The sequence below is a fragment of the Streptomyces sp. SP18BB07 genome, assembly GCF_036322545.1.
GTDB lineage: Bacteria > Actinomycetota > Actinomycetes > Streptomycetales > Streptomycetaceae > Streptomyces > Streptomyces deccanensis.
In genome coordinates this window covers 368198-388090 of the sequence record NZ_JAQYWT010000363.1, presented here as the reverse complement: position 1 = coordinate 388090, position 19893 = coordinate 368198, and the positions used below count along the sequence as shown (strand labels likewise).

Here is a 19893-nt window from a genome sequence, read left to right as displayed (position 1 = left end):
ACCGGTGAGGGGCGCACGGGTGCCGTCGGTACCCTCGACACCATCTACCCCGTCCGCGAAGAGAGCACCCCGTGACACACCCGTTTCTGGATCTGGCCCCGCTGAGCGCCTCGCACTTCGCCTCGATCGAGGACCGGGTCGCCCGGCTGCTCTCCACCGAGCAGGACGTCGTGATCACCCAGGGCGAGGCGCTGCTGCCGCTGGAGGGCGCGATCCGCGGGGCCGCCGGGCCCGGCACGACCGCGCTGAACGTGATCACCGGGCCGTACGGGCAGACCTTCGGGAACTGGCTGCGGGACTGCGGGGCGACGGTCGTCGACCTGGCGGTGCCCTTCCACACGGCGGTGACGGCCGGGCAGATCCTCGACGCCTTCGCCGAGCACCCGGCGATCGACTTCGTGTCGCTCGTGCACGCGGAGGCGGCCACCGGCAACACCAACCCCGTGGCGGAGATCGGCGAGGTGGTCCGCGCGCACGGCGCCCTGTTCTACCTGGACGCGGTGGCCTCCGTCGGGGCCGAGCCGGTGCTGCCGGACGCGTGGGGCGTCGACCTGTGCGTGATCGGGGCGCAGAAGGCGATGGGCGGGCCGGCCGGGGTGTCGGCGATCTCCGTGAGCGAGCGGGCGTGGGCGCGGATGGCGGCCAACCCGCGGGCGCCGCGCCGCTCGTACCTCTCCCTCCTGGACTGGAAGGAGCGCTGGATCGACGGCGGCCGCCGGGCCCTGCTGCACGCGCCCGCCCAGTTGGAGATGCTCGCTCTGGAGGCCTGTCTGGAGCGCATCGAGGCGGAGGGGCTCGACACGGTGATGTCCCGGCACGCGTCCGCCGCCGCGGCGACCCGGGCGGGGGCGCTCGCGCTGGGCGGGGGCCTTGAGCCGTACGTGCGCGAGGCGGCCGACGCCGCGCCGGTCGCCACGACCCTCCGGGCACCCGCCGGGGTCGACGCCTCGGAGCTGGTGGCCAAGGCGCTGGCCATGGATCCGGCGCTCCCACTGGCCGCCGGCGGCGGCTCCCTCGCCTCGGAGATGATCCGCGTGAACCACTACGGCCCCGACGCCACCCCGGGTGCCGTGCACTCCGCTCTCGCGGGGCTGGGCGCGGCCCTGGCGGAGTTCGGCGCGACCGTCGACCTGGAGGGGGCGCGGCGGGCGGCGGCAGCGGCCCTGGCGTAGAAAGTCCGTTTCGCCGGGGGAATTGCGGCGGCTTTTAGCGGCGATATTGCAGCGGCAGCAATGCAGTGGAATTCAGAGAATAGGATCCCGTATTCTTCTGCCCGCTCTTCCTCCGCCTAAACGCAAAGGTTTCGCGAACACCGGCGGGGCTGATTCGAGCAGATCTCGTGAGGGTTACGTACGTGTGACCGACTCCACAACGTGCCCGTTTTGCACGGTAATTTACGGGCGAAAGCTCCCATACCGACCACGTGCCCCCAGGCCCCTCACGCCCGCGTGATAACACGTGCGCGGCTCATACGTAACCCCGCGCGGCGATGCAATTCCAAATTCCCATGGGTAAATTCAAGCCCCATGACTGCCGCACAAGCAGAACCACTGACGGAAATCGCGGAAGGGATTCGGATCGACCGCCCGGACGTGTCGGACGGCGCGTCGATGTGGCGCATCGCCGGTGACTCCGGAGCCCTGGACCTGAACTCCTCGTACAGCTATCTGCTGTGGTGCCGGGACTTCGCGGACACCTCGGCGGTGGCGCGGGACGAGTCCGGGGAACCGGTCGGGTTCGTGACCGGGTACGTGCGGCCGGAGCGGCCGGACACCCTGCTGGTGTGGCAGGTGGCCGTCGACGAGGCGCACCGGGGGCTCGGGCTCGCGGGCGCCCTGCTGGACGGGCTCACCGCCCGGGTCGCGCGACGGCACCCCCTGACCACCGTCGAGACCACCATCACACCGGGCAACACCGCCTCCGAGCGCCTGTTCGCCGCGTACGCCGAACGGCACGGCGCGAGCGTCGAGCGCACGGTCCTGTTCGAGGCCGGGGACTTCCCGGACGGCCCGCACCAGCCCGAGGTGCTCCACCGCATCGGCCCGCTCTCCCCCTGAGCCCCGCCGTCACCCCCGCACTCCCCCCCTCCCCTCCCTCACCCCCACGCACCGAGGAGCGATTCGACGTGACCATCACCCAGCCCGACCTGAGCGTCTTCGAGACCCTGGAGTCCGAGGTGCGCAGCTACTGCCGCGGCTGGCCCACCGTCTTCGACCGCGCGCAGGGCAGCCGGATGTTCGACGAGGACGGCCACACGTACCTGGACTTCTTCGCCGGCGCCGGGTCACTCAACTACGGCCACAACAACCCCGTACTCAAACGCGCCCTCATCGACTATCTGGAACGGGACGGCGTCACCCACGGGCTCGACATGTCGACGACCGCCAAGCGGGCGTTCCTGGAGTCCTTCCAGAACCTGGTGCTGCGGCCGCGCGATCTGCCGTACAAGGTCATGTTCCCGGGGCCGACCGGCACCAACGCGGTGGAGTCGGCGCTGAAGCTGGCGCGGAAGGTGAAGGGCCGCGAGTCGGTCGTCTCCTTCACCAACGCCTTCCACGGCATGTCGCTCGGTTCGCTCGCCGTCACCGGCAACGCCTTCAAGCGGGCCGGCGCGGGGATCCCGCTGGTGCACGGCACCCCGATGCCGTTCGACAACTACTTCGACGGCACGGTCGAGGACTTCCTGTGGTTCGAGCGGCTCCTGGAGGACCAGGGCTCCGGGCTGAACAAGCCCGCCGCGGTGATCGTGGAGACCGTGCAGGGCGAGGGCGGCATCAACGTCGCCCGCCCCGAGTGGCTGCGCGCCCTCGCCGAGCTGTGCGAGCGGCAGGACATGCTGCTCATCGTCGACGACATCCAGATGGGCTGCGGTCGTACGGGCGCCTTCTTCTCGTTCGAGGAGGCCGGCATCACGCCCGACATCGTGACCGTCTCCAAGTCCATCAGCGGCTACGGGCTGCCGATGTCGCTCTGCCTGTTCAAGCCGGAGCTGGACATCTGGGAGCCGGGCGAGCACAACGGCACCTTCCGTGGCAACAACCCCGCGTTCGTGACGGCGACGGCCGCCCTGGAGGCGTACTGGGCCGACGGTTCCGTCATGGAGAAGCAGACCCGCAAGCGCGGTGAGCAGGTCGAGCAGGCGTTCATCTCCATCACGGAGGAGAACCTCGCCGACGTGAAGGAGTACCGGGGCCGCGGCCTGGTGTGGGGCATGGAGTTCCACGACAAGGAGCGCGCGGGCCGGGTTGCCAAGCGGGCGTTCGAACTCGGGCTGCTGATCGAGACGTCCGGCCCGGAGAGCGAGGTCGTCAAACTGCTGCCGGCCCTCACCATCACCCCCGACGAGCTGGACGAGGGCCTGCGCGTCCTCGCCCGCGCCGTCCGGGAAACCGTCTGACGCCGTACGGGAATTCATCTAACTAGGAGGCATCGCAACACCGTGATCGTCCGTTCGTTCAAGGACATCGAAGGAACCGACCGGCATGTGAAGGCGGCGTCCGGCACCTGGGAGAGCAAGCGGATCGTGCTCGCCCGGGAACGCGTCGGGTTCTCCCTGCACGAGACCGTCCTGTACGCGGGTACGGAGACGTCGATGTGGTACGCGAACCACGTCGAGGCCGTCGTGTGCGTCGAGGGCGAGGCCGAGCTCACCGACCAGGAGACCGGGCGGAGTTACACGATCACGCCCGGAACCATGTATCTCCTCGACGGCCACGAGCGGCACACACTGCGGGTGAAGGAGGACTTCCGCTGCCTGTGCGTCTTCAACCCGCCCGTGACCGGCCGGGAGGACCACGACGAGAACGGCGTCTACCCGCTGCTCACCGAGCCCGAGGAGGTGTGACATCACCATGACCACCGTCACTGTCACCGATCTGTACCCCAGCCGCGGCGCCACCGAGGTGTCGGTCCCGCGTCAGGACCCGGTCGTCTGGGGCTCCCCCGGCACGCCCGGCCCCGTCTCCCTCGCCGAACTCCAGGCGTACGAGCGCGACGGCTTCCTCCCCGTCGAGCAGCTGATCGAGCCGGACGAGGTCGCCGTGTACCGGCAGGAGCTGGAGCGGCTGGTCGCCGATCCGGCGATCCGTGCCGACGAGCGCTCGATCGTCGAGCCGAAGTCGCAGGAGATCCGGTCGGTCTTCGAGGTGCACCGGATCAGCGAGCTGTTCGCGCGGCTGGTGCGGGACGAGCGGGTCGTCGGGCGGGCCCGGCAGATCCTCGGCTCGGACGTCTACGTCCACCAGTCGCGGATCAACGTGAAGCCGGGCTTCGGCGCGTCCGGGTTCTACTGGCACTCCGACTTCGAGACCTGGCACGCCGAGGACGGGCTGCCGAACATGCGGACGGTGTCCGTCTCGATCGCCCTGACCGAGAACTACGACACCAACGGCGGTCTGATGATCATGCCGGGGTCGCACCGGACGTTCCTCGGCTGTGCGGGCGCCACCCCGAAGGACAACTACAAGAAGTCGCTGCAGATGCAGGACGCCGGCACCCCGTCCGACGAGGCGCTGACGGCCATGGCGTCCGAGTACGGCATCAAGCTGTTCACGGGCAAGGCCGGTTCGGCGACCTGGTTCGACTGCAACTGCATGCACGGGTCCGGCGACAACATCACGCCGTTCCCGCGCAGCAACGTCTTCATCGTCTTCAACAGCGTGGAGAACGCGGCCGTGGAGCCGTTCGCGGCGCCGATACGGCGGCCGGAGTTCATCGGCGCACGGGACTTCACCCCGGTGAAGTGATCCCGCCGTCCCCCTGACGGGGCCGGGCGGTCGCCACCCCTGAGCGGCCGCCCGGCCCCTTTCGCGCGCCTACAGCCAGGCCAGCGAGGCCGCCCGTTCCAGTACGTTCCGTGCCGCGTTCTCGTCGCCCGTGATGCCCCTCGGTACCTCCTCCGGGGCGTAACGGCCGCCGACCAGGAGGCAGAAGTCGACGGGATCCAGGCTGAGTTCCGCGTGCACGGGGTCACTGTCGTCGCCGAGGATCCAGCTGGTGCCGGTGGGCCCGGTGACCTCGAAGAGGACGGGGGGCGCGTCGTGGAGGGCCAGGCCGAGGATGCGGACGGCCAGCCTGACCAGGGACCACAGGTGTTCGTCGGGGGGCGGCGGCACGGGCAGGCCGAGGGCCCGGCCGATGTCGTCCGTGTGGATCCAGGCCTCGAAGGCGCGGATCACGAAGTGGTCGGCGACCGGCAGTCTGAGGCCCATCACCGTGACGGGGCGGGCGGCGAGTTCGGGGTCGGCGGCCTCGGGGGTGGCGAGCAGCGCGGCGGCCTGCGCGGCCCAGGTGGCGACCGTCTGCGCCGGCGGGCGCCCGTGCTCGTGGGCGATGACGTCGGCGGTGCGCCGGGCCCAGGCTTCTCCGGCCGGGATCCCCTCCGGGAGGGGCGAGACGGGCAGCGGTGTGTCGACGCCCAGGCGTACGGCGAGGTGTTCGTCGGCGGCGACGAGGTGGGCGACGGTGGCGTGCGCGTCCCAGTCGTGCACGACCGGGGTGCCCCAGCGGCCCTCCACCTCGGGTACCAGCGCCTGCAGTCCGGCCACGGCCGCGGCGTAGGGCGCCGCGTGATGGGCGATCTCGGCGGCGCGGGGGCGGCGGGACCGGAGGGCGAGCGAGAGGACACCGTCGGCACCCCCGTCCACGGCACCGCCCGGGTGCCCGTCCAGCACACTGCCCGGGTGCCCGTCCACCGATCCGTCCAGCAGGCGGACCGTGTCGCGCAGGCCTTCCGCCTCGGCCGCGCACGACGGGCAGATGGCCAGGTGCGGGGTGACTCTCCGCCGGTCGCCGGGTGGGAGCGCGCCGACGGCCCAGGCTGCCAGCAGCTCCCGTACGCCGTCGTGGTCGTTGGTCATCGCGCGTCGCCCTTTCGCCCTGCCGCGTCCACGATACGCAGGTGCCCCGCGCTCCGGACGGTCCCGTGCGCCCCCATTACGCGCCCCTCGCCGCTGCCGGGTCCGGTGGGTCCGCGAGGGACTCCGCCAGTTTGCGCAGCGCCGAGCGGAGGCGGGTCTTCGCGGTGCCCTCGGGTATGCCGAGTTCGACGGCGGCCTGGCGGTAGGTGCGGCCCGCGAAGTAGGCGAGGTGGACCACCTCCCGCTGGGGGCGCGGGAGTTCGGCGAGGGCGGTGTGCAGCAGGAGAGAGCGCTCGCGGTCGACGAGCGCCTCGGCGGGGTCGGGGCCCGCGTCGGGGATGGCGTGCAGCGCCGAGTCGTCCGCGCGGACGTCCTTGCGGTGCCGGGCCTCGCCGCGCACCCAGTCCACGGCCCGCCGGTGGGCCACCATGGACAGCCAGGTGCGCAGCGAGCCCCGGCGCGCGTCGAAGCCGTACGGCCTGCTCCACAGCTGGGCGAAGACCTCCTGCGCCACGTCCTCGGCGGCCGCCGGGCTGCGGGTGACCCGGACGGCCACCCGCCGGACGAGCCCTCCGTACGCCGCGTACGCCTCACGCAGCGCGGACTCGTCCCCGTACACCAGCCGCCGATGCAACTCCACATCGATGGGCGGCTGTTCGAGCGTCGGCTCCACCGGCACCACCACCTCGTGATGCCTTCCTAGCGTCCTGGCGCGGTCCGCGCCAGTGGGTCGGGAAAGTCAGCCGGACAGGACGTCCAGAAGCCGGTCGACGTCCGCCGGTGTGTTGTACAGGTGGAAGGCGGCCCGCAGATGACCCGCGCGATCGGAGACCTCGACCCCCGCGCGGCTCAATTCCGCCTGCCGCCGCCCGAGTCCGGGCACCGACACGATCGCCGACCCGGGCGCCGGCACCGGCTCGTGGCCGAGCGCGGCGAGACCCGCGCGGAACCGGTCGGCCAGGGCGAGGTCGTGGTCCCGTACGCGCGCCACACCCAACTCCTCGATCAGCGCGAGGGAGTGGCGGGCGCCGGCGTACGAGAACAGGCTGGGGCTCTCGTCGAACCGGCGTGCGGAGCGGGCGAGTTCCTCGACCGGGCCGTAGCAGCTGTCCCACGGCTCCTCCCCCGCGACCCAGCCGGCGAAGACGGGGGTGAGCCCGCCGAGGTCCTCGGGGACGACGAGGAAGGTGACTCCGCGCGGGCACAGCAGCCATTTGAAGGCGACGGCGACGACGTAGTCGTACGCGTCCGCCTCGATCGGCAGCCAGCCGGCGGACTGCGACGCGTCGACGAACGTACGCGCTCCCCGCTCCCGGGCCGCCTCGCGGACCGCGTCCAGGTCGGCGACCCGGCCGTCGGCGGACTGCGCGGCGCTCACCGCGACGAGTGCCGTGCCGGGTCGCACCGACTCGGCGACGCGCTCCAACGGCACCTGGCGCACCTTGAGGTCGCCGCGCACGTGGAAGGGGTTCACGAGGGAGGCGAACTCGCCCTCGGCGGTCAGCACCTCGGCTCCCTCGGGGAGCGCGGCGGCGATCAGCCCGCTGTAGACGGCGACCGAGGCCCCGGCCGCCACACGGCGGTCGGGCACCCCGGTGATCCGGCCGAACGCGGCGCGCGCGGCCTCCACGTCGGCGAACATGTCCTGCGGCCGCCCGGCCGCCACGGATTCCACGGCGGCCTTCATCGCGTCGACCGCTCGGGCGGGCAGCAGGCCGGTGCTGGCGGTGTTCAGATAGGTGTTCTTCGGGACGAACTCGGCACGAACGAGGCTCTCGAAGGTTTCCATAGGTCCACTGTGTCAGCAGACACGGGCTGCAGCGCGCCCCTTGAGGGGCGCGGGGAACTGCGCGAGCAACCACATCGGACCCGCAGCCCGCGAACCACCGCACCCCCTACTGGGGCACGGCACAGCCGTCCGGGCCGCAGGCCTCCGCGCCGTCCGCCGCCACGACCTTCAACGGCGCCGGCCGCTCCCCCCAGGCCTGCGCGAGCGCCTTCTCGAACACCTCCGCGGGCTGCGCCCCGGACACCCCGTACTTCCGGTCCAGTACGAAGAACGGCACCCCGTTCGCGCCGAGCGCAGCGGCCTCCCGCTCGTCCGCGCGGACGGCGTCCGCGTACGCGTCCGGGTCGGCCAGCACCTTGCGCGCGGCCTCCGCGTCGAGCCCCGCCTCGACGGCCAGCTCGATCAGGTAGCCGTCCGCGTCGGCGTACACGGACCGCTCCTCGGCGAAGTTCGCCCGGTAGAAGGCCTGGAGCAGTTCGCTCTGCCGTCCCTGGTCCTTGGCGAAGTGGATCAGGCGGTGCATGTCGAAGGTGCTGCCGTGGTCACGGCCCTCCGCCCGGTAGGCGAGGCCCTCGGCCGCCGCCTGCTCCCGGAGGTTGTGCTCACCGGCCTGGGCCTGCGCCTCGCTCATGCCGTACTTCTTGGTCAGCATGGTGAGCACGGGCTGGATGTCGTCCTTGGCGCGGCCCGGGTCGAGCTCGAAGGAGCGGTGCACCACCTCGACACCGTCGCGGTGCGGGAAGGCAGCGAGCGCCTTCTCGAAGCGGGCCTTGCCCACGTAACACCAGGGGCAGGCGATGTCGCTCCAGATCTCGACGCGCATGGTGTCAGCTCTCTCCAGGTCGTACGGGTACGGAGACGCCCTCCGCTTCTACGGTGGATGAACGTTCAAGCAGCGCGTCCCATTCCCGGTCAGCTGCCGTTCCTCAGATCCTTCGGCCAGTTCGGGCGGAACTCGATCTCGTCGTAGGTGACCACGCAGCCCTCACCCATCGGGGACTGCGTCATGAAGCCGACCAGGGCGGCACCGCTCTCCCGCTCGCCGGCGAGGGTGAAGAGGCGGACGAAGGTCCACCGCTTGCCATCGCGGGAGGCGTGGAAGGCGAAGGCGCGGCCGGTGCGGCTGACCCGCAGCCAGACCGAACTTCCCTCGACGGTGAAGGAGTTGGCGTCGTCCGAGTGCCCCCGGGTGACCACCGTGCACACGGTCGGCACGTCGGGTGAGTTCTCCAGGCAGAGCTTCGCCCAGGCCCGCTCCCCCACGTGCACGTACAGCACGCCCGCGTCGAACCCGGCGGCGAAGCCGACGGTGACGCGGGCTATCAGCTGGAAGTCCCCCTCAGGTGCCCCCAGCAGCCGGGGCGCGTCCGACTTCGGGTCCAGCCCCTCGTCCGTGGGCGGCACGAACCGGTCCTGCCGGGCACCGGCCCACCCGGTGAGCACCCCGTCCTCGTAGGACCAGTGCCCGTCGGGGCCATATGTGCGAAGGGGGAAGGGGAGTTCGGGAATCTCGACGTCCATTGGGGGATTCTTACAGCTCCGGGCCCACCCCCGCGCCCCTCCAGGGGCGCGGGGAACTGCGCGAGCGACCACGACGCACGCGCAGCCCGAAACCGAACCGAACCCCGACGGCGCTCCCCGGAGGGCTATCGCTCCAGAACGCCGTTGAACCGACGGGGCAGCCCCAGCGGGTTCTCGTCCCGCAGCTCCGGCGGAAGCAGCGCGGAGGGCGCCCCCTGGTACGCCACCGGCCGCAGCCACCGCTCGATCGCCGTCCCGCCCACCGAGGTGGACGTCGACGTCGTGGCCGGGTAGGGCCCACCGTGGTGCTGGGCGGCCGCCACGGCCACCCCCGTCGGCCAGCCGTTGACGAGCACGCGCCCGGCCAGCGGCGTCAGCTCGGCCAGCAGCTCCGGCCCGCGCCCGCCCTCGGCCGCCTCCTCGCCCGACACGTGCACCGTGGCGGTGAGGTTGCCCGGCAGCCGGGACAGCACCGACTTGGCCTCGTCCTCGTCCTCGTAGCGGGCCACGACGGTGAGCGGCCCGAAGCACTCCTCCAGCAGCAGGTCGTGCTCGCCCTCGACGGCCAGCTTGCCGGCGGGGACGGTCAGGAACCCGGGGCTGACGGTGTGCTCGCCGCCCGCGCCGGCGGTGACCGGCGACTCCACGTCCGGCAGCTCGGCGCGCTCGGCGACACCGGCGAGGAAGTTGTCCCGCATCCGGTGGTCCAGCAGGACCCCGGAGTCGACGTCGCTGACGGCGTCGGTGAGCGACTTGAGCAGCCGGTCACCGGCGTCACCGGCGGGCGCCAGCACCAGGCCCGGCTTCACGCAGAACTGGCCGACACCGAGCGTCATCGACCCGGCGAGGCCGGTGCCGATCGCCTCGGCGCGCTCGGCGGCGGCGGCCTCGGTGATGAGGACGGGGTTCAGGGAGCCCAGCTCGCCGTGGAACGGGATCGGCACGGGGCGCGCGGCCGCCGCGTCGAAGAGGGCACGGCCGCCGCGTACCGAACCGGTGAAGCCGGCGGCGGTGACGAGCGGGTGCTTGACCAGCTCGACGCCCGCCTCGAAGCCGTGCACGAGGCCGAGGACGCCCTCGGGGATGCCGTGCTCGGCGGCCGCCCGGCGCAGCACGATCGCGACCAGCTCGGACAGGGCCGGGTGGTCGGGGTGGGCCTTGACGACGACCGGGCAGCCGGCGGCCAGCGCGCTCGCCGTGTCGCCGCCGGCGACGGAGAAGGCGAAGGGGAAGTTGGAGGCCGAGTAGACGGCCACCACGCCGAGCGGGACCTTGTAGCGGCGCAGGTCCGGGATGGGCGGGGTGGCGGTGTCGTCGGGGTGGTTGATCACCACGTCGAGGAAGGCGCCCTCGTCGACGATGTCGGCGAAGGCCCGCAGCTGGTAGCAGGTGCGGGCGAGTTCGCCGGTGAGGCGGACCGGGCCGAGCGCGGTCTCGGCGTCGGCGACCTCGACGAGTTGGTCCTTGGCCGCCTGAAGCTGGTCGGCGGCGGTGCGCAGGAAGGCCGCGCGAACGGTGCGGTCGGCCAGGGAGGCGCGGGCGGCGTGCGCCGCGCGGACGGCGGCGTCCACCTCCTGGGCTGTGGCCTCCACCGCAACCTGCTCGCGCTGCTTCCCGGTACGGGGGTCGACACTCCAGACTGGTGCTGCTGCCACCGCGGGTTCCTCCACGTATTTCTGGATCGATTCCCAGGGTCTTATCTGGGTCATTCACCAGCGTCGTTCGATATGCTGAACGCCGTCTCTGATGATGAATATTCTGTCGGAGACTATATCTTCAGCTTCTCGCCGAACGAAGGGGTCACGGGCGATGTCGGCAGTGGAGACGGGCGGCGGGGCACAGGTCAAATCGGCGGTAAGGACCGTTGAGCTGCTCGAATACTTCGCCGGGCGCCCCGGTATGCATTCGCTGGCGGCGGTCCAGGAAGCCGTCGGATATCCCAAGTCCAGTCTCTACATGTTGCTGCGCACCCTGGTGGAGCTGGGCTGGGTGGAGACCGACGCGACGGGCACCCGCTACGGCATCGGCGTCCGCGCGCTGCTCGTCGGCACGTCCTACATCGACGGTGACGAGGTGGTGGCGCTGGCCCGGCCCACGCTGGACCGGCTGTCGGACGACACCACCGAGACGATCCACCTGGCCCGCCTCGACGGCACCAACGTCGTCTACCTGGCCACCCGCCAGTCGCAGCACTACCTGCGCCCTTTCACCCGCGTCGGCCGCCGGCTGCCCGCCCACTCCACCTCGCTCGGCAAGGCGCTGCTGGCCACCCACACCGACGAGCAGGTCCGCAAGATGCTCCCGGAGACCCTGCCGGCGCTGACGGAGCACACCATCACCGACCGGGAACAGCTCATCGAGGAACTGCGCCAGATCCGTGAGCAGGGGTTCTCGGTGGACCGCGAGGAGAACACGCTCGGGCTGCGCTGCTTCGGGGTGGCGATCCCCTACCGCACCCCGGCCCGCGACGCGATCAGCTGCTCCGTCCCGGTGGCCCGGCTGACCCCGGCCCACGAGCAGTTGGTCAAGGACGCCCTCTTCGACGCCCGCGACCGGCTGACGCTGGCGACCCGCAGACTCTGAGCCCGTCCCGTGGCAACCCCGGTCACATGAAGACCTCATGAGAAAGCGGGGCGAAGGGAACGACTGATCGCATCCCGCTCGTCCTTCCGGGTGCGATGAACAAGACGATCAGGCGCTCCGCCGTCTTCTCCCTGCTGCTCGTGCTCGCCCTGTTGGCCAGGGCGACATGGGTGCAGTTCTACGAGGGCACGGCGCTCGCGGACGACCAGGACAACCGGCGCAACGCGATCAGGACGTACGCCGACCCGCTCGGGAACATCATCGTGGCCGGGGATTCGATCACCGGCTCGGCCCGTGCCAAGAGCGGTGACCTCGCGTACAAGCGCACGTACACGGACGGCGAGCTGTACGCGGCGGTCACCGGATACGCCTCGCAGGCCTACGCGCCCACACAGCTGGAGGGCATCTACCAGGACCTGCTCGACGGCACCGACCTGCGGCTGAAGACCGTGATGGACACGGTCACCGGGCAGCGGGCCGATCCGGGCAATGTGATCACCACGATCGATCCGGCCGTGCAGAAGGCCGCGTTCGACGCGCTGGGCGACAAGAAGGGCGCGGCCGTCGCGATCGACCCGACGACGGGGAAGATCCTCGCGGTGGTGTCGACGCCGTCGTACGACCCGTCCTCACTCACCGGCGCGGGCACCGCCGGTACGGCCTGGGAGAAGCTCAACGCGGACGCGGACAAGCCGTTGACCAACCGGGCGCTGCGCCAGCCGCTGCCGCCGGGGTCGACGTTCAAGCTGGTCGTGGCGGCGGCCGCGCTGGAGGACGGGCTGTACGGGTCGGTGGACGACAGGACGGTCAGCCCGGACCCGTACACACTGCCGGAGACCGAAACGGAGCTGTCCAACGAGAACCCGAGCGCGCCCTGCGAGAACGCCACGATCCGTACGGCGCTGCAGTACTCGTGCAACAACGTCTTCGCGAAGATGGCCGTCGACCTCGGGCAGGACAAGGTGCGGGAGACGGCCGAGAAGTTCGGCTTCAACGACGCGGCGCAGGACGTGCCGGTGCGGGCGTTCGAGAGTGTCTATCCGTCGGACATGAACAAGTCCTCTACGGCTCTGACAGGCATCGGCCAGTACGACGTCACCGCGACGCCGCTCCAGATGGCGATGGTGTCGGCGGCGATAGCCAACGGCGGCAAGCTGGTCTCGCCGCACATGGTGTCGCAGATCACCAACGGCGGTGGCGATGTCCTGGAGGACTACGACTCCGAGGCGGACTCGAAGGAGATCATGAGCTCCGACACCGCCGAGCAGCTCCAGTCGGCGATGCGGACGGTCGTCGAGGACGGCACGGGCACCAACGCGCGGATCAGCGGGGCGACGGTGGGCGGCAAGACCGGTACGGCCCAGCACGGCGAGAACAACAGCAAGACGCCGTACGCCTGGTTCACGTCGTACGCGAAGGCCGACGGCAAGGAGGTCGCCGTGGCGGTCGTCGTCGAGCAGTCGAACGCCGCGCGGTCGGAGGTCAGCGGCAACGGGCTGGCGGCGCCGGTCGCCAAGGCGGTCATGGAGGCCGCGCTGAAGAACTGAAGAACCCTGGACCACCTGAATGAGAAGGGCCGCCCTCACTCCCCCCGGAGGGCGGCCCTTCGTCTTCGACTACTTCACGCCGAACAGCTGCTGGATCGGGTTGATCGCGAAGTACACCAGGAACAGCGCCGAGGTGGCCCACAGCAACCAGTGGATCTCCTTCGCCTTGCCGAGGACCGTCTTGATCAGGACGAAGGCGAGGAAGCCGGCGCCGATGCCGTTGGTGATGGAGTAGGTGAACGGCATCACGGCGATGGTGAGGAACGCCGGGATGGCGATGTCGTACCGGTCCCAGTCGATGTTCTTGACCTGGGTCATCATCAGGAAGCCGACCGCGACGAGCGCGGGCGCGGCGGCCTGCATGGGGACGATGGTCAGCAGCGGGGTGAGGAAGAGCGCCACCGCGAAGAGGCCGCCGGTGATCAGGTTGGAGAAGCCGGTGCGGGCGCCCTCGCCGACGCCGGCCGCGGACTCGATGTAGGAGGTCGCGGAGGACGAGGAGGCCGCGCCGCCCGCGACGGCCGCCGCGCCGTCGATGAGGAGCACCCGGCCGAGGTTCGGGACCTTGCCCTCCTCGTCGAGCAGGCCCGCCTCGGCGGTGATGCCGACGACCGTGCCCATGGTGTCGAAGAAGTCCGAGAGCAGCAGGGTGAAGATCAGCAGGACGACCGTGATGACGGTGGTCTCGCCGAACGAGCCGAAGAGGCTGAAGTCGCCGATCAGTCCGAACTCGGGGGCGGCGACGATGTCGTCGGGGACCTTCGGGGTGGTCAGGCCCCAGCTCTTGATGTCGGCCACCGAGTTGATCACGATCGCAACGACCGTCATCGTCAGGATGCTGATCAGGATCGCGCCCTTCACCTTGCGGGCGAGCAGGCCGATGGTCAGCAGGACACCGAGACAGAAGACCAGGATGGGCCAGCCGGACAGTGAACCGGCAGCGCCGAGCTGCACCGGGACGGTGGTGTTCGCGATGTCCGGTATGCGGCTGACGAACCCGGCGTCGACGAAGCCGATGAAGGCGATGAACAGGCCGATGCCGACGCTGATCGCCTGCTTCAGCGGCTGCGGTATGGCGTGCATGACGGCCTCGCGCAGGCCGGTGACCACCAGGACGCAGATCAGCAGGCCCTCGAGGACGACCAGGCCCATCGCGTCGGACCAGCTCATCAGCGGGGCTATCTGGAAGGCGACGACCGCGTTGAGGCCGAGGCCGGCGGCGAGGGCGAGAGGAAGGTTTCCTCCGACGCCCATGATGATCGTCATCACGGCGGCCACGAGGGCGGTGGCGGTGACGAGTTCGGCGCCGTCGAGGGTGTGGCCGTACTTGTCCTTCGCGCTGCCGAGGATGATGGGATTCAGGACAAGGATGTACGCCATCGTGAAGAACGTGGCGAAGCCGCCGCGTATCTCACGGGCGAAGGTGGATCCCCGAGCGGTGATCTTGAAGAAGCGATCGACGCTGTTCGCCCCGGGTGGCTCGGCTGCGGGCCGGTCGGCCACCTTCTGTGCGTCGGACATGAACGGTGCTCCTAGTGACGTGCGTGGACTACGCGCGGATGCTGGCTGGATTGTTCCCCTGTTGAACCCGATTCAGGTTTTCACCGTGTTACGGAATCGGAGTTCTCCCTGCAAGGCGGCGTTCGAAGCCGCGTACGAACCCCCTTCACGATCACTGCTACTCTTCCGGATCTCGTCGGGGGGCGACCCCGGACGACCACATGTCATTCACATGACACGCACAGTGAGCCGGCTCGGCTGCTGTGGCCGCAGCGAGAAGAGAGGTCCCCGTGGGCACTGTCGTCGACGACGCAGCCTCCGTGGAGTTCCACGCCTTCTTCGAACGGCACTATGCCGAACTGTCGCGTCTGGCACACCTGTTGACGGGCGAGGCGGACGCCGCCGACGACCTGGCCGCGGACGCGCTGCTCGCGATGTGGCACCGCTGGGACCGCGTCCGCGCGGCGGACCATCCGGTGGCGTACGCCCGTGGCGTCGTCGCCAATCTGGCCCGCACCCGGATCCGCAGCGCGGTCCGCGAGCGCCGCAGGATCACGCTGTTCTGGTCGCAGCGCGAGGAGAAGACCGAGAATCCCGATGTGCCCGGCGTGGTCGACGTCCAGTCGGCGCTGCGCCGGCTGCCGTTCCGCAAGCGGGCCTGTGTGGTCCTGCGCCATGCCTTCGACCTCTCGGAGAAGGACACGGCGCTCGCCCTCGGCGTTTCGGTCGGTACGGTGAAGAGCCAGACGTCCAAGGGGATGGCCGAGTTGCAGAAGCTGCTCGGCACCGAGGACACGCCGAGGCGGATGCACGCGGGCATCACAGGCGGGGGCGTCACGGACGCGCGCGTGAGCCGCGCGGGCGTGACCGGCACCGGAGGAAGGGACCGATGAGGGACGTGCACGAGGAGCTGCGCGCCCGGCTGCGCGAGTCGGCCGAGGCGCACGAGCCCGACCGCGCCCGCATCCTGGCCCGGATCGAGCGCGGAATGGCCGCCCCCGAGGAGCGCCGGAGCCGCAAGGCGACCCGGCCGCCGCTGTGGGGCTGGGTGCGCGTGGTCACCGCCACCGCCGGGGTCGCGGGCGTGCTCGCGGTCGGCGGCTACGCGGTGGCCTCCGCCGTGAAGGGCGAGGAGACGCCGCCGGCCGATCGGACGGTCGTGGTCTCGCCGACCCCGCTCGACTCCCCTGCCGCGACGAGCCGGGCCCCGAGCCCGCCGGACCGGCCGAGCCCGAGCACCGGTGAGGAGCGGGCGGAGAAGCCCAGCTCGACGCCGTCGAAGGGGCCGTCGCCCAAGGACACGGCGGTACCGAAGCTGCCCGCCTCGAAGGACGAGGAGGAGGGCCCGCTCTGGTCGGACGGCTCCGTCGACCCGCACAGCAACGACTTCTGGGCGCAGAGCAATCTCACCCTGAGGACGAGCGAGCAGCTCACCGAACTGACCGTCCAGCTGACGATCGCCCAGACCGGCGGGGTCTCCTCGGCCGGTGCCTGGCGGTCGCTGCCGGAGCAGGACTTCGACCTCACGGTCGAGGCCGACGACGGGTTCCTGGTCTACACCTGGGTGCTCAAGGACGGACGTACGGTCCCGAAGGGCGAGTTCGTCTTCGCCGGGCAGTACAACCACGAGCGCGGCGGCCGTGACGCGGGCGACGACCGCTACACGATGACCGCGAAGGCTGGCGGCGAGGACCTCACGGTGGGCGGCGACTTCGAGGGCCACGACGACGACAACGGCTCCTCGGACGAGGGCGATTCCTAGCGGGAGATCCGCGAAGAAGATCCCGCGAGAAAGATCCGCGGGCACGGCAACCCTTTCTCCGCCGGTGGCGACCATGAGACGCAGGAGTCACCACCGGCGCGGAAGGAACCACCCGCACGTTCTCGTCATCTGGCATCACGTACAAGTGAGCCAGGATCCGACATACCCGGAGTACCACCCTTGAGCACCCACAAGAGACGTCTCACCCGTCGACGCGTCCTCGGGGCCGGCGCGCTCGGTGTCGCCGCCACCGGCGCCGCCGTCGCGGGCGGCACCGGCCTGCTCTCCACCGCGTCCGCGGCCGGCTTCGGCCACTCGGACGACGGAAAGAACTTCGTCGTGGACACCGGGGCGAACCTGGTCTTCAAGGTCTCCAAGACCACCGGCGACCTCACCTCGCTGCGCTACAAGGGCAAGGAGTACGAGGGCTACGGCGGCCGGCACTCGCACGTGGAGTCGGGTCTCGGCGCCTCGACCGTCACGATCCGCCGGTCCGGGTCGACGATCCTGATCAAGGCCGTGCACGGCGCGATCACCCAGTGGTACGCGGCCCGCAGCGGCCAGAACAACATCTACCTGTGGACGGACAAGGCGAACGCCTCCTTCACGGCGACCCGCTTCCTCGTCCGCCTCAAGCCCGGGATGTTCCCCAACGAGGGCCCCGACTCCTGGATCGAGGCCTCCGACAAGGTCATCGAGGCCGGTGACGTCTGGCGGCGCGCGGACGGCACGACCCACTCCAAGCACTACTCGGGCAAGCGGGTGATCGACTACGACCACATCGGTTTCACCACGGGCTCGGTCGGCCTCTGGATGGTCCGCTCCAACCATGAGAAGGCCTCCGGCGGCCCCTTCTACCGCTCGCTGCTGCGCCACTCCAACGACCTCGGCGCGGGCCTCTACGAGATCCTGCACTACAACCAGGCCCAGACCGAGGCGGAACGTTTCGGCCTCCAGGGGCCGTACGTCCTGGCCTTCACCGACGGCGGGGCGCCCTCGTCCTCGCTCGCCCACGACCGGCTGGACACCTCCTGGGTGGACGGCCTCGGCATCACCGGCTGGGTCGGCAGGTCCGGGCGCGGCAGGGTGGCCGGCGTGGGGCTCAAGGGCATGGACCCGAAGTACGCCTACACGGTCGGCTTCGCCAACGCCGACGCCCAGTACTGGACGAAGGCCGCCGCCGGCACCGGTGCCTTCTCCTGCAAGGGGATGCTGCCGGGGACGTACACGCTGACCGTCTACAAGGGCGAACTGGCCGTGCACACCCGGGAGGTGAAGGTGACGGCAGGCGGCTCGACCGCGCTGAACTCCCTCACCCTCGGCGGCGATCCGTCCGCCGCGAAGACCGTCTGGCGGCTCGGCGACTGGGACGGGACGCCCCGCGGGTTCAAGAACGCGAAGCTGATGACGTACGCGCACCCGTCCGACGGCCGCGCGGCGAAGTGGACGGGCGACATCACCCTGGACGGCGGCAGTCCGGCGGCCTCCTTCCCGGCGTACGTCTGGCAGGACGTCAACGACGGCGTCCGGATCCTCTTCAAGCTGACGCCCGCGCAGGCCGCCGCCGCGCACACGCTGCGGATAGGTGTCACCGACGCGTTCGCGGGCGGGCGTCCCCGGGTATCCATCAATGACTGGGCCTCGCCGGTCCCGGCGGCCCCGAAACAGCCGTCCACCCGTTCGCTCACCACGGGTTCGTACCGGGGGAACAACCACACCTTCCTCTACAGCGTCCCTGCGAGTGCGTGGAAGTCGAACACCAGTGAGTACAACGTACTGACCATCGACATCGTCAGTGGTTCGAGCGGCACGGGCTTCCTCAGTCCGGGCACCTCGTTCGACTGTCTGGACCTGCTGGCCTGAGCCCCCCTCGGCCGGCAGCAGGTGCCGACCGGAGCCCCCCTCGGGGTCGGCACGAGAAACGCCCCCCGCCGGTGACGACCGGCGGGGGGCGCCTTCTCACCGCCCTGCGCGTTCTGCCGTGCGCGGCGCGTCAGTTCATCGTCGCGCCGATGGCCTTGGAGCCCGTGGTGAGGAACGTCGTGATCGGCAGGGACCCGTCCGTCCGGCGAGCGGTGTAGGCGGTGGCCGCGTCCGTGGAGCGGAAGGCGGGCGTGGCGGTGCCGCTGTCCCAGTTGTTGGCGGCCGAGACCGTGGCGGAACCCCGCTTCGCCTTCCCCGCCCCGTTGCCCACGGCGAGGTTCCGCGCCAGCCGGGCCTTGCCGGTGGCGAAGTAGAACCCGTTCTCCTTGTTGGCGTACGCCGTGTTCCGGTTCAGCAGGACGGCGCCGGTGTTGGAGTTCTCGGTGAACCCGTGCAGCGTGTTGTCCCAGGCCGCGTTGTTGTTGACGGAGTGCGCGACCGAGGCCCCGCCGCCGCCCAGCTTGAACCCGTTGCCGTTGCCCTCGAACGCGGAGTCGTTCCAGCGGTTCCTGCCGTTACCGAAGGCCCAGGAGTGGTCGACGGTGACCGGCGAGGAGAACTGCCAGAGGTCGAGGCCGTCGTCCGCGTTGTTGTAGAGGCGTGCGCCGGTGATCCTGTTGCCGGTGCCGGAGCCGAACTTCACGGCGATGCCGTCGGCGTTCTGGCCGTGGTTCGCGGCGTCGTAGTTGCCGTGGCTGTCCAGGTTCCGCACGAGGTTGTCCGTCGTGCCGTCGCCGCGCAGGGTGAAGCCGGAGTCGCCGTTGTTCGCGGTGACGAGGTTCTCGAAGATCCCGCCGACCGAGGAGGTGGCGACGAGGCCCTGGGCCGGGGAGTTCTGGAAGGTGAGGTGGGAGACGGTCCAGTGGTCGCCCTGGATGCCGGCGAGCCAGGAGCCGGCGGGCAGCGCGGACCCGTCGATCCTGACCTTCTCACCTCGGTACGCCGTGAGCGTGATCCGGGCGGTGGGGGTGCCGTTCGCCGTGGACTTCAGCGTCCGTGCGGGCCGGTAGGTGCCGCCGCGCACCTGGATGGTCGTACCGGCGACGGCGTTCGCGACGGCCTTCTCCAGCGACGCGGCGCTGGAGACGGTGACGGTGGTGGCGGCCGCCTGGGCGCCGCCGTGCGCGAGACCGAGGTGGACGCCGCCCGCCCCCGCGGCGACGGACACGGCGGCGGCGATCGACAGGGTCCGGGTTCTCCGGTGGCGTCCGATGGTCTGACGCACGGGTGTTCCTTTCGCAGGGGACGCGTCTTCGGGAGACGAGGAACGAAGCGGGCCGGAGGGGCCGCCCCGGCCCGCTTCTGATCACTGGTCGCCGCCCGCCGGGAAAGGGTTGCCGCGCCCTCGCGAAAGAGCTCGAAAGTTTCGCTCGGAGTCTTCACACGCACACCGATTGACGCCCTGAACCC

General features: G+C 70.7%; 18 protein-coding genes. 10 read left to right on the top strand and 8 right to left on the bottom strand.

All coding sequences use genetic code 11. The features are described 5' to 3' along the window. Positions 1–71 precede the first annotated feature (71 nt). The 5 genes from PUR53_RS42910 (at position 72) to thpD (ending at position 4745) form a co-directional block, all read left to right on the top strand. Positions 72–1172: a pyridoxal-phosphate-dependent aminotransferase family protein gene (locus PUR53_RS42910; protein WP_329899240.1), complete on the top strand. Its 1101-nt coding sequence runs from the start codon at positions 72–74 to the stop codon at positions 1170–1172. A 354-nt stretch (positions 1173–1526) separates the two neighbouring features. Further along, positions 1527–2057, top strand: coding sequence for a diaminobutyrate acetyltransferase (gene ectA / locus PUR53_RS42905; protein WP_329912137.1), 531 nt, complete (start codon positions 1527–1529; stop codon positions 2055–2057). A gap of 68 nt (positions 2058–2125) precedes the next feature. After that, on the top strand, positions 2126–3397 hold the full coding sequence (gene ectB, locus PUR53_RS42900; protein ID WP_329899239.1) for a diaminobutyrate--2-oxoglutarate transaminase: 1272 nt from the start codon (positions 2126–2128) through the stop codon (positions 3395–3397). A 42-nt stretch (positions 3398–3439) separates the two neighbouring features. Next, entirely contained in the window at positions 3440–3844 is a 405-nt protein-coding gene (locus PUR53_RS42895) for an ectoine synthase (protein WP_257563397.1), read from the top strand. 1 nt (position 3845) lies between these two features. Continuing rightward, positions 3846–4745: an ectoine hydroxylase gene (gene thpD / locus PUR53_RS42890; protein ID WP_329899331.1), complete on the top strand. Its 900-nt coding sequence runs from the start codon at positions 3846–3848 to the stop codon at positions 4743–4745. A gap of 69 nt (positions 4746–4814) precedes the next feature. Here the strand turns inward: thpD and PUR53_RS42885 are convergent, their stop codons facing one another. The 6 genes from PUR53_RS42885 to PUR53_RS42860 all read right to left on the bottom strand — a co-directional run bounded on the left by PUR53_RS42885 (position 4815) and on the right by PUR53_RS42860 (position 10823). Beyond that, on the bottom strand, positions 4815–5858 hold the full coding sequence (locus tag PUR53_RS42885) for a maleylpyruvate isomerase family mycothiol-dependent enzyme (protein ID WP_329899238.1): 1044 nt from the start codon (positions 5856–5858) through the stop codon (positions 4815–4817). A gap of 76 nt (positions 5859–5934) precedes the next feature. Continuing rightward, positions 5935–6543 carry an RNA polymerase sigma factor gene (locus PUR53_RS42880; protein ID WP_329899237.1) on the bottom strand — a complete coding sequence of 203 codons (609 nt, stop codon included), beginning with the start codon at positions 6541–6543 and terminating at the stop codon, positions 5935–5937. A 54-nt stretch (positions 6544–6597) separates the two neighbouring features. Next, positions 6598–7647, bottom strand: coding sequence for an aminotransferase class V-fold PLP-dependent enzyme (locus tag PUR53_RS42875; protein ID WP_329899236.1), 1050 nt, complete (start codon positions 7645–7647; stop codon positions 6598–6600). A 106-nt stretch (positions 7648–7753) separates the two neighbouring features. Further along, positions 7754–8470, bottom strand: coding sequence for a DsbA family oxidoreductase (locus PUR53_RS42870; RefSeq protein WP_329899235.1), 717 nt, complete (start codon positions 8468–8470; stop codon positions 7754–7756). An 89-nt stretch (positions 8471–8559) separates the two neighbouring features. After that, entirely contained in the window at positions 8560–9168 is a 609-nt protein-coding gene (locus PUR53_RS42865) for a DUF1349 domain-containing protein (RefSeq protein ID WP_033529153.1), read from the bottom strand. A gap of 125 nt (positions 9169–9293) precedes the next feature. Further along, complete coding sequence (locus tag PUR53_RS42860; protein WP_329912136.1) at positions 9294–10823, bottom strand: aldehyde dehydrogenase (NADP(+)); 1530 nt, start codon at positions 10821–10823, stop codon at positions 9294–9296. A gap of 154 nt (positions 10824–10977) precedes the next feature. Here PUR53_RS42860 and PUR53_RS42855 point away from each other — a divergent pair, with 154 nt between their 5' ends. Together PUR53_RS42855 and PUR53_RS42850 are read left to right on the top strand one after the other, a co-directional pair. Then, positions 10978–11751 carry an IclR family transcriptional regulator gene (locus PUR53_RS42855; RefSeq protein WP_037691381.1) on the top strand — a complete coding sequence of 258 codons (774 nt, stop codon included), beginning with the start codon at positions 10978–10980 and terminating at the stop codon, positions 11749–11751. A 95-nt stretch (positions 11752–11846) separates the two neighbouring features. Then, positions 11847–13298: a peptidoglycan D,D-transpeptidase FtsI family protein gene (locus PUR53_RS42850; RefSeq protein WP_329912135.1), complete on the top strand. Its 1452-nt coding sequence runs from the start codon at positions 11847–11849 to the stop codon at positions 13296–13298. A gap of 69 nt (positions 13299–13367) precedes the next feature. Here PUR53_RS42850 and PUR53_RS42845 read toward each other — a convergent pair whose 3' ends face one another. Beyond that, complete coding sequence (locus PUR53_RS42845; RefSeq protein WP_329899232.1) at positions 13368–14819, bottom strand: NCS2 family permease; 1452 nt, start codon at positions 14817–14819, stop codon at positions 13368–13370. 269 nt (positions 14820–15088) lie between these two features. Here PUR53_RS42845 and PUR53_RS42840 point away from each other — a divergent pair, with 269 nt between their 5' ends. The 3 genes from PUR53_RS42840 to PUR53_RS42830 all read left to right on the top strand — a co-directional run bounded on the left by PUR53_RS42840 (position 15089) and on the right by PUR53_RS42830 (position 18423). Beyond that, a complete protein-coding gene (locus tag PUR53_RS42840; protein ID WP_329899231.1) occupies positions 15089–15691 on the top strand; it encodes a SigE family RNA polymerase sigma factor in 603 nt (200 codons plus the stop codon). After that, complete coding sequence (locus PUR53_RS42835) at positions 15688–16560, top strand: hypothetical protein (RefSeq protein ID WP_329899230.1); 873 nt, start codon at positions 15688–15690, stop codon at positions 16558–16560. Before PUR53_RS42840 ends, PUR53_RS42835 begins: the two co-directional genes overlap by 4 nt. 180 nt (positions 16561–16740) lie before the next feature. Then, positions 16741–18423 carry a rhamnogalacturonan lyase B N-terminal domain-containing protein gene (locus PUR53_RS42830; RefSeq protein WP_329912134.1) on the top strand — a complete coding sequence of 561 codons (1683 nt, stop codon included), beginning with the start codon at positions 16741–16743 and terminating at the stop codon, positions 18421–18423. Between the two features lie 130 nt (positions 18424–18553). On the opposite strand, the gene PUR53_RS42825 is transcribed toward PUR53_RS42830, so the two are convergent. Continuing rightward, positions 18554–19708 carry a right-handed parallel beta-helix repeat-containing protein gene (locus tag PUR53_RS42825; protein WP_329899228.1) on the bottom strand — a complete coding sequence of 385 codons (1155 nt, stop codon included), beginning with the start codon at positions 19706–19708 and terminating at the stop codon, positions 18554–18556. Positions 19709–19893 lie beyond the last annotated feature (185 nt).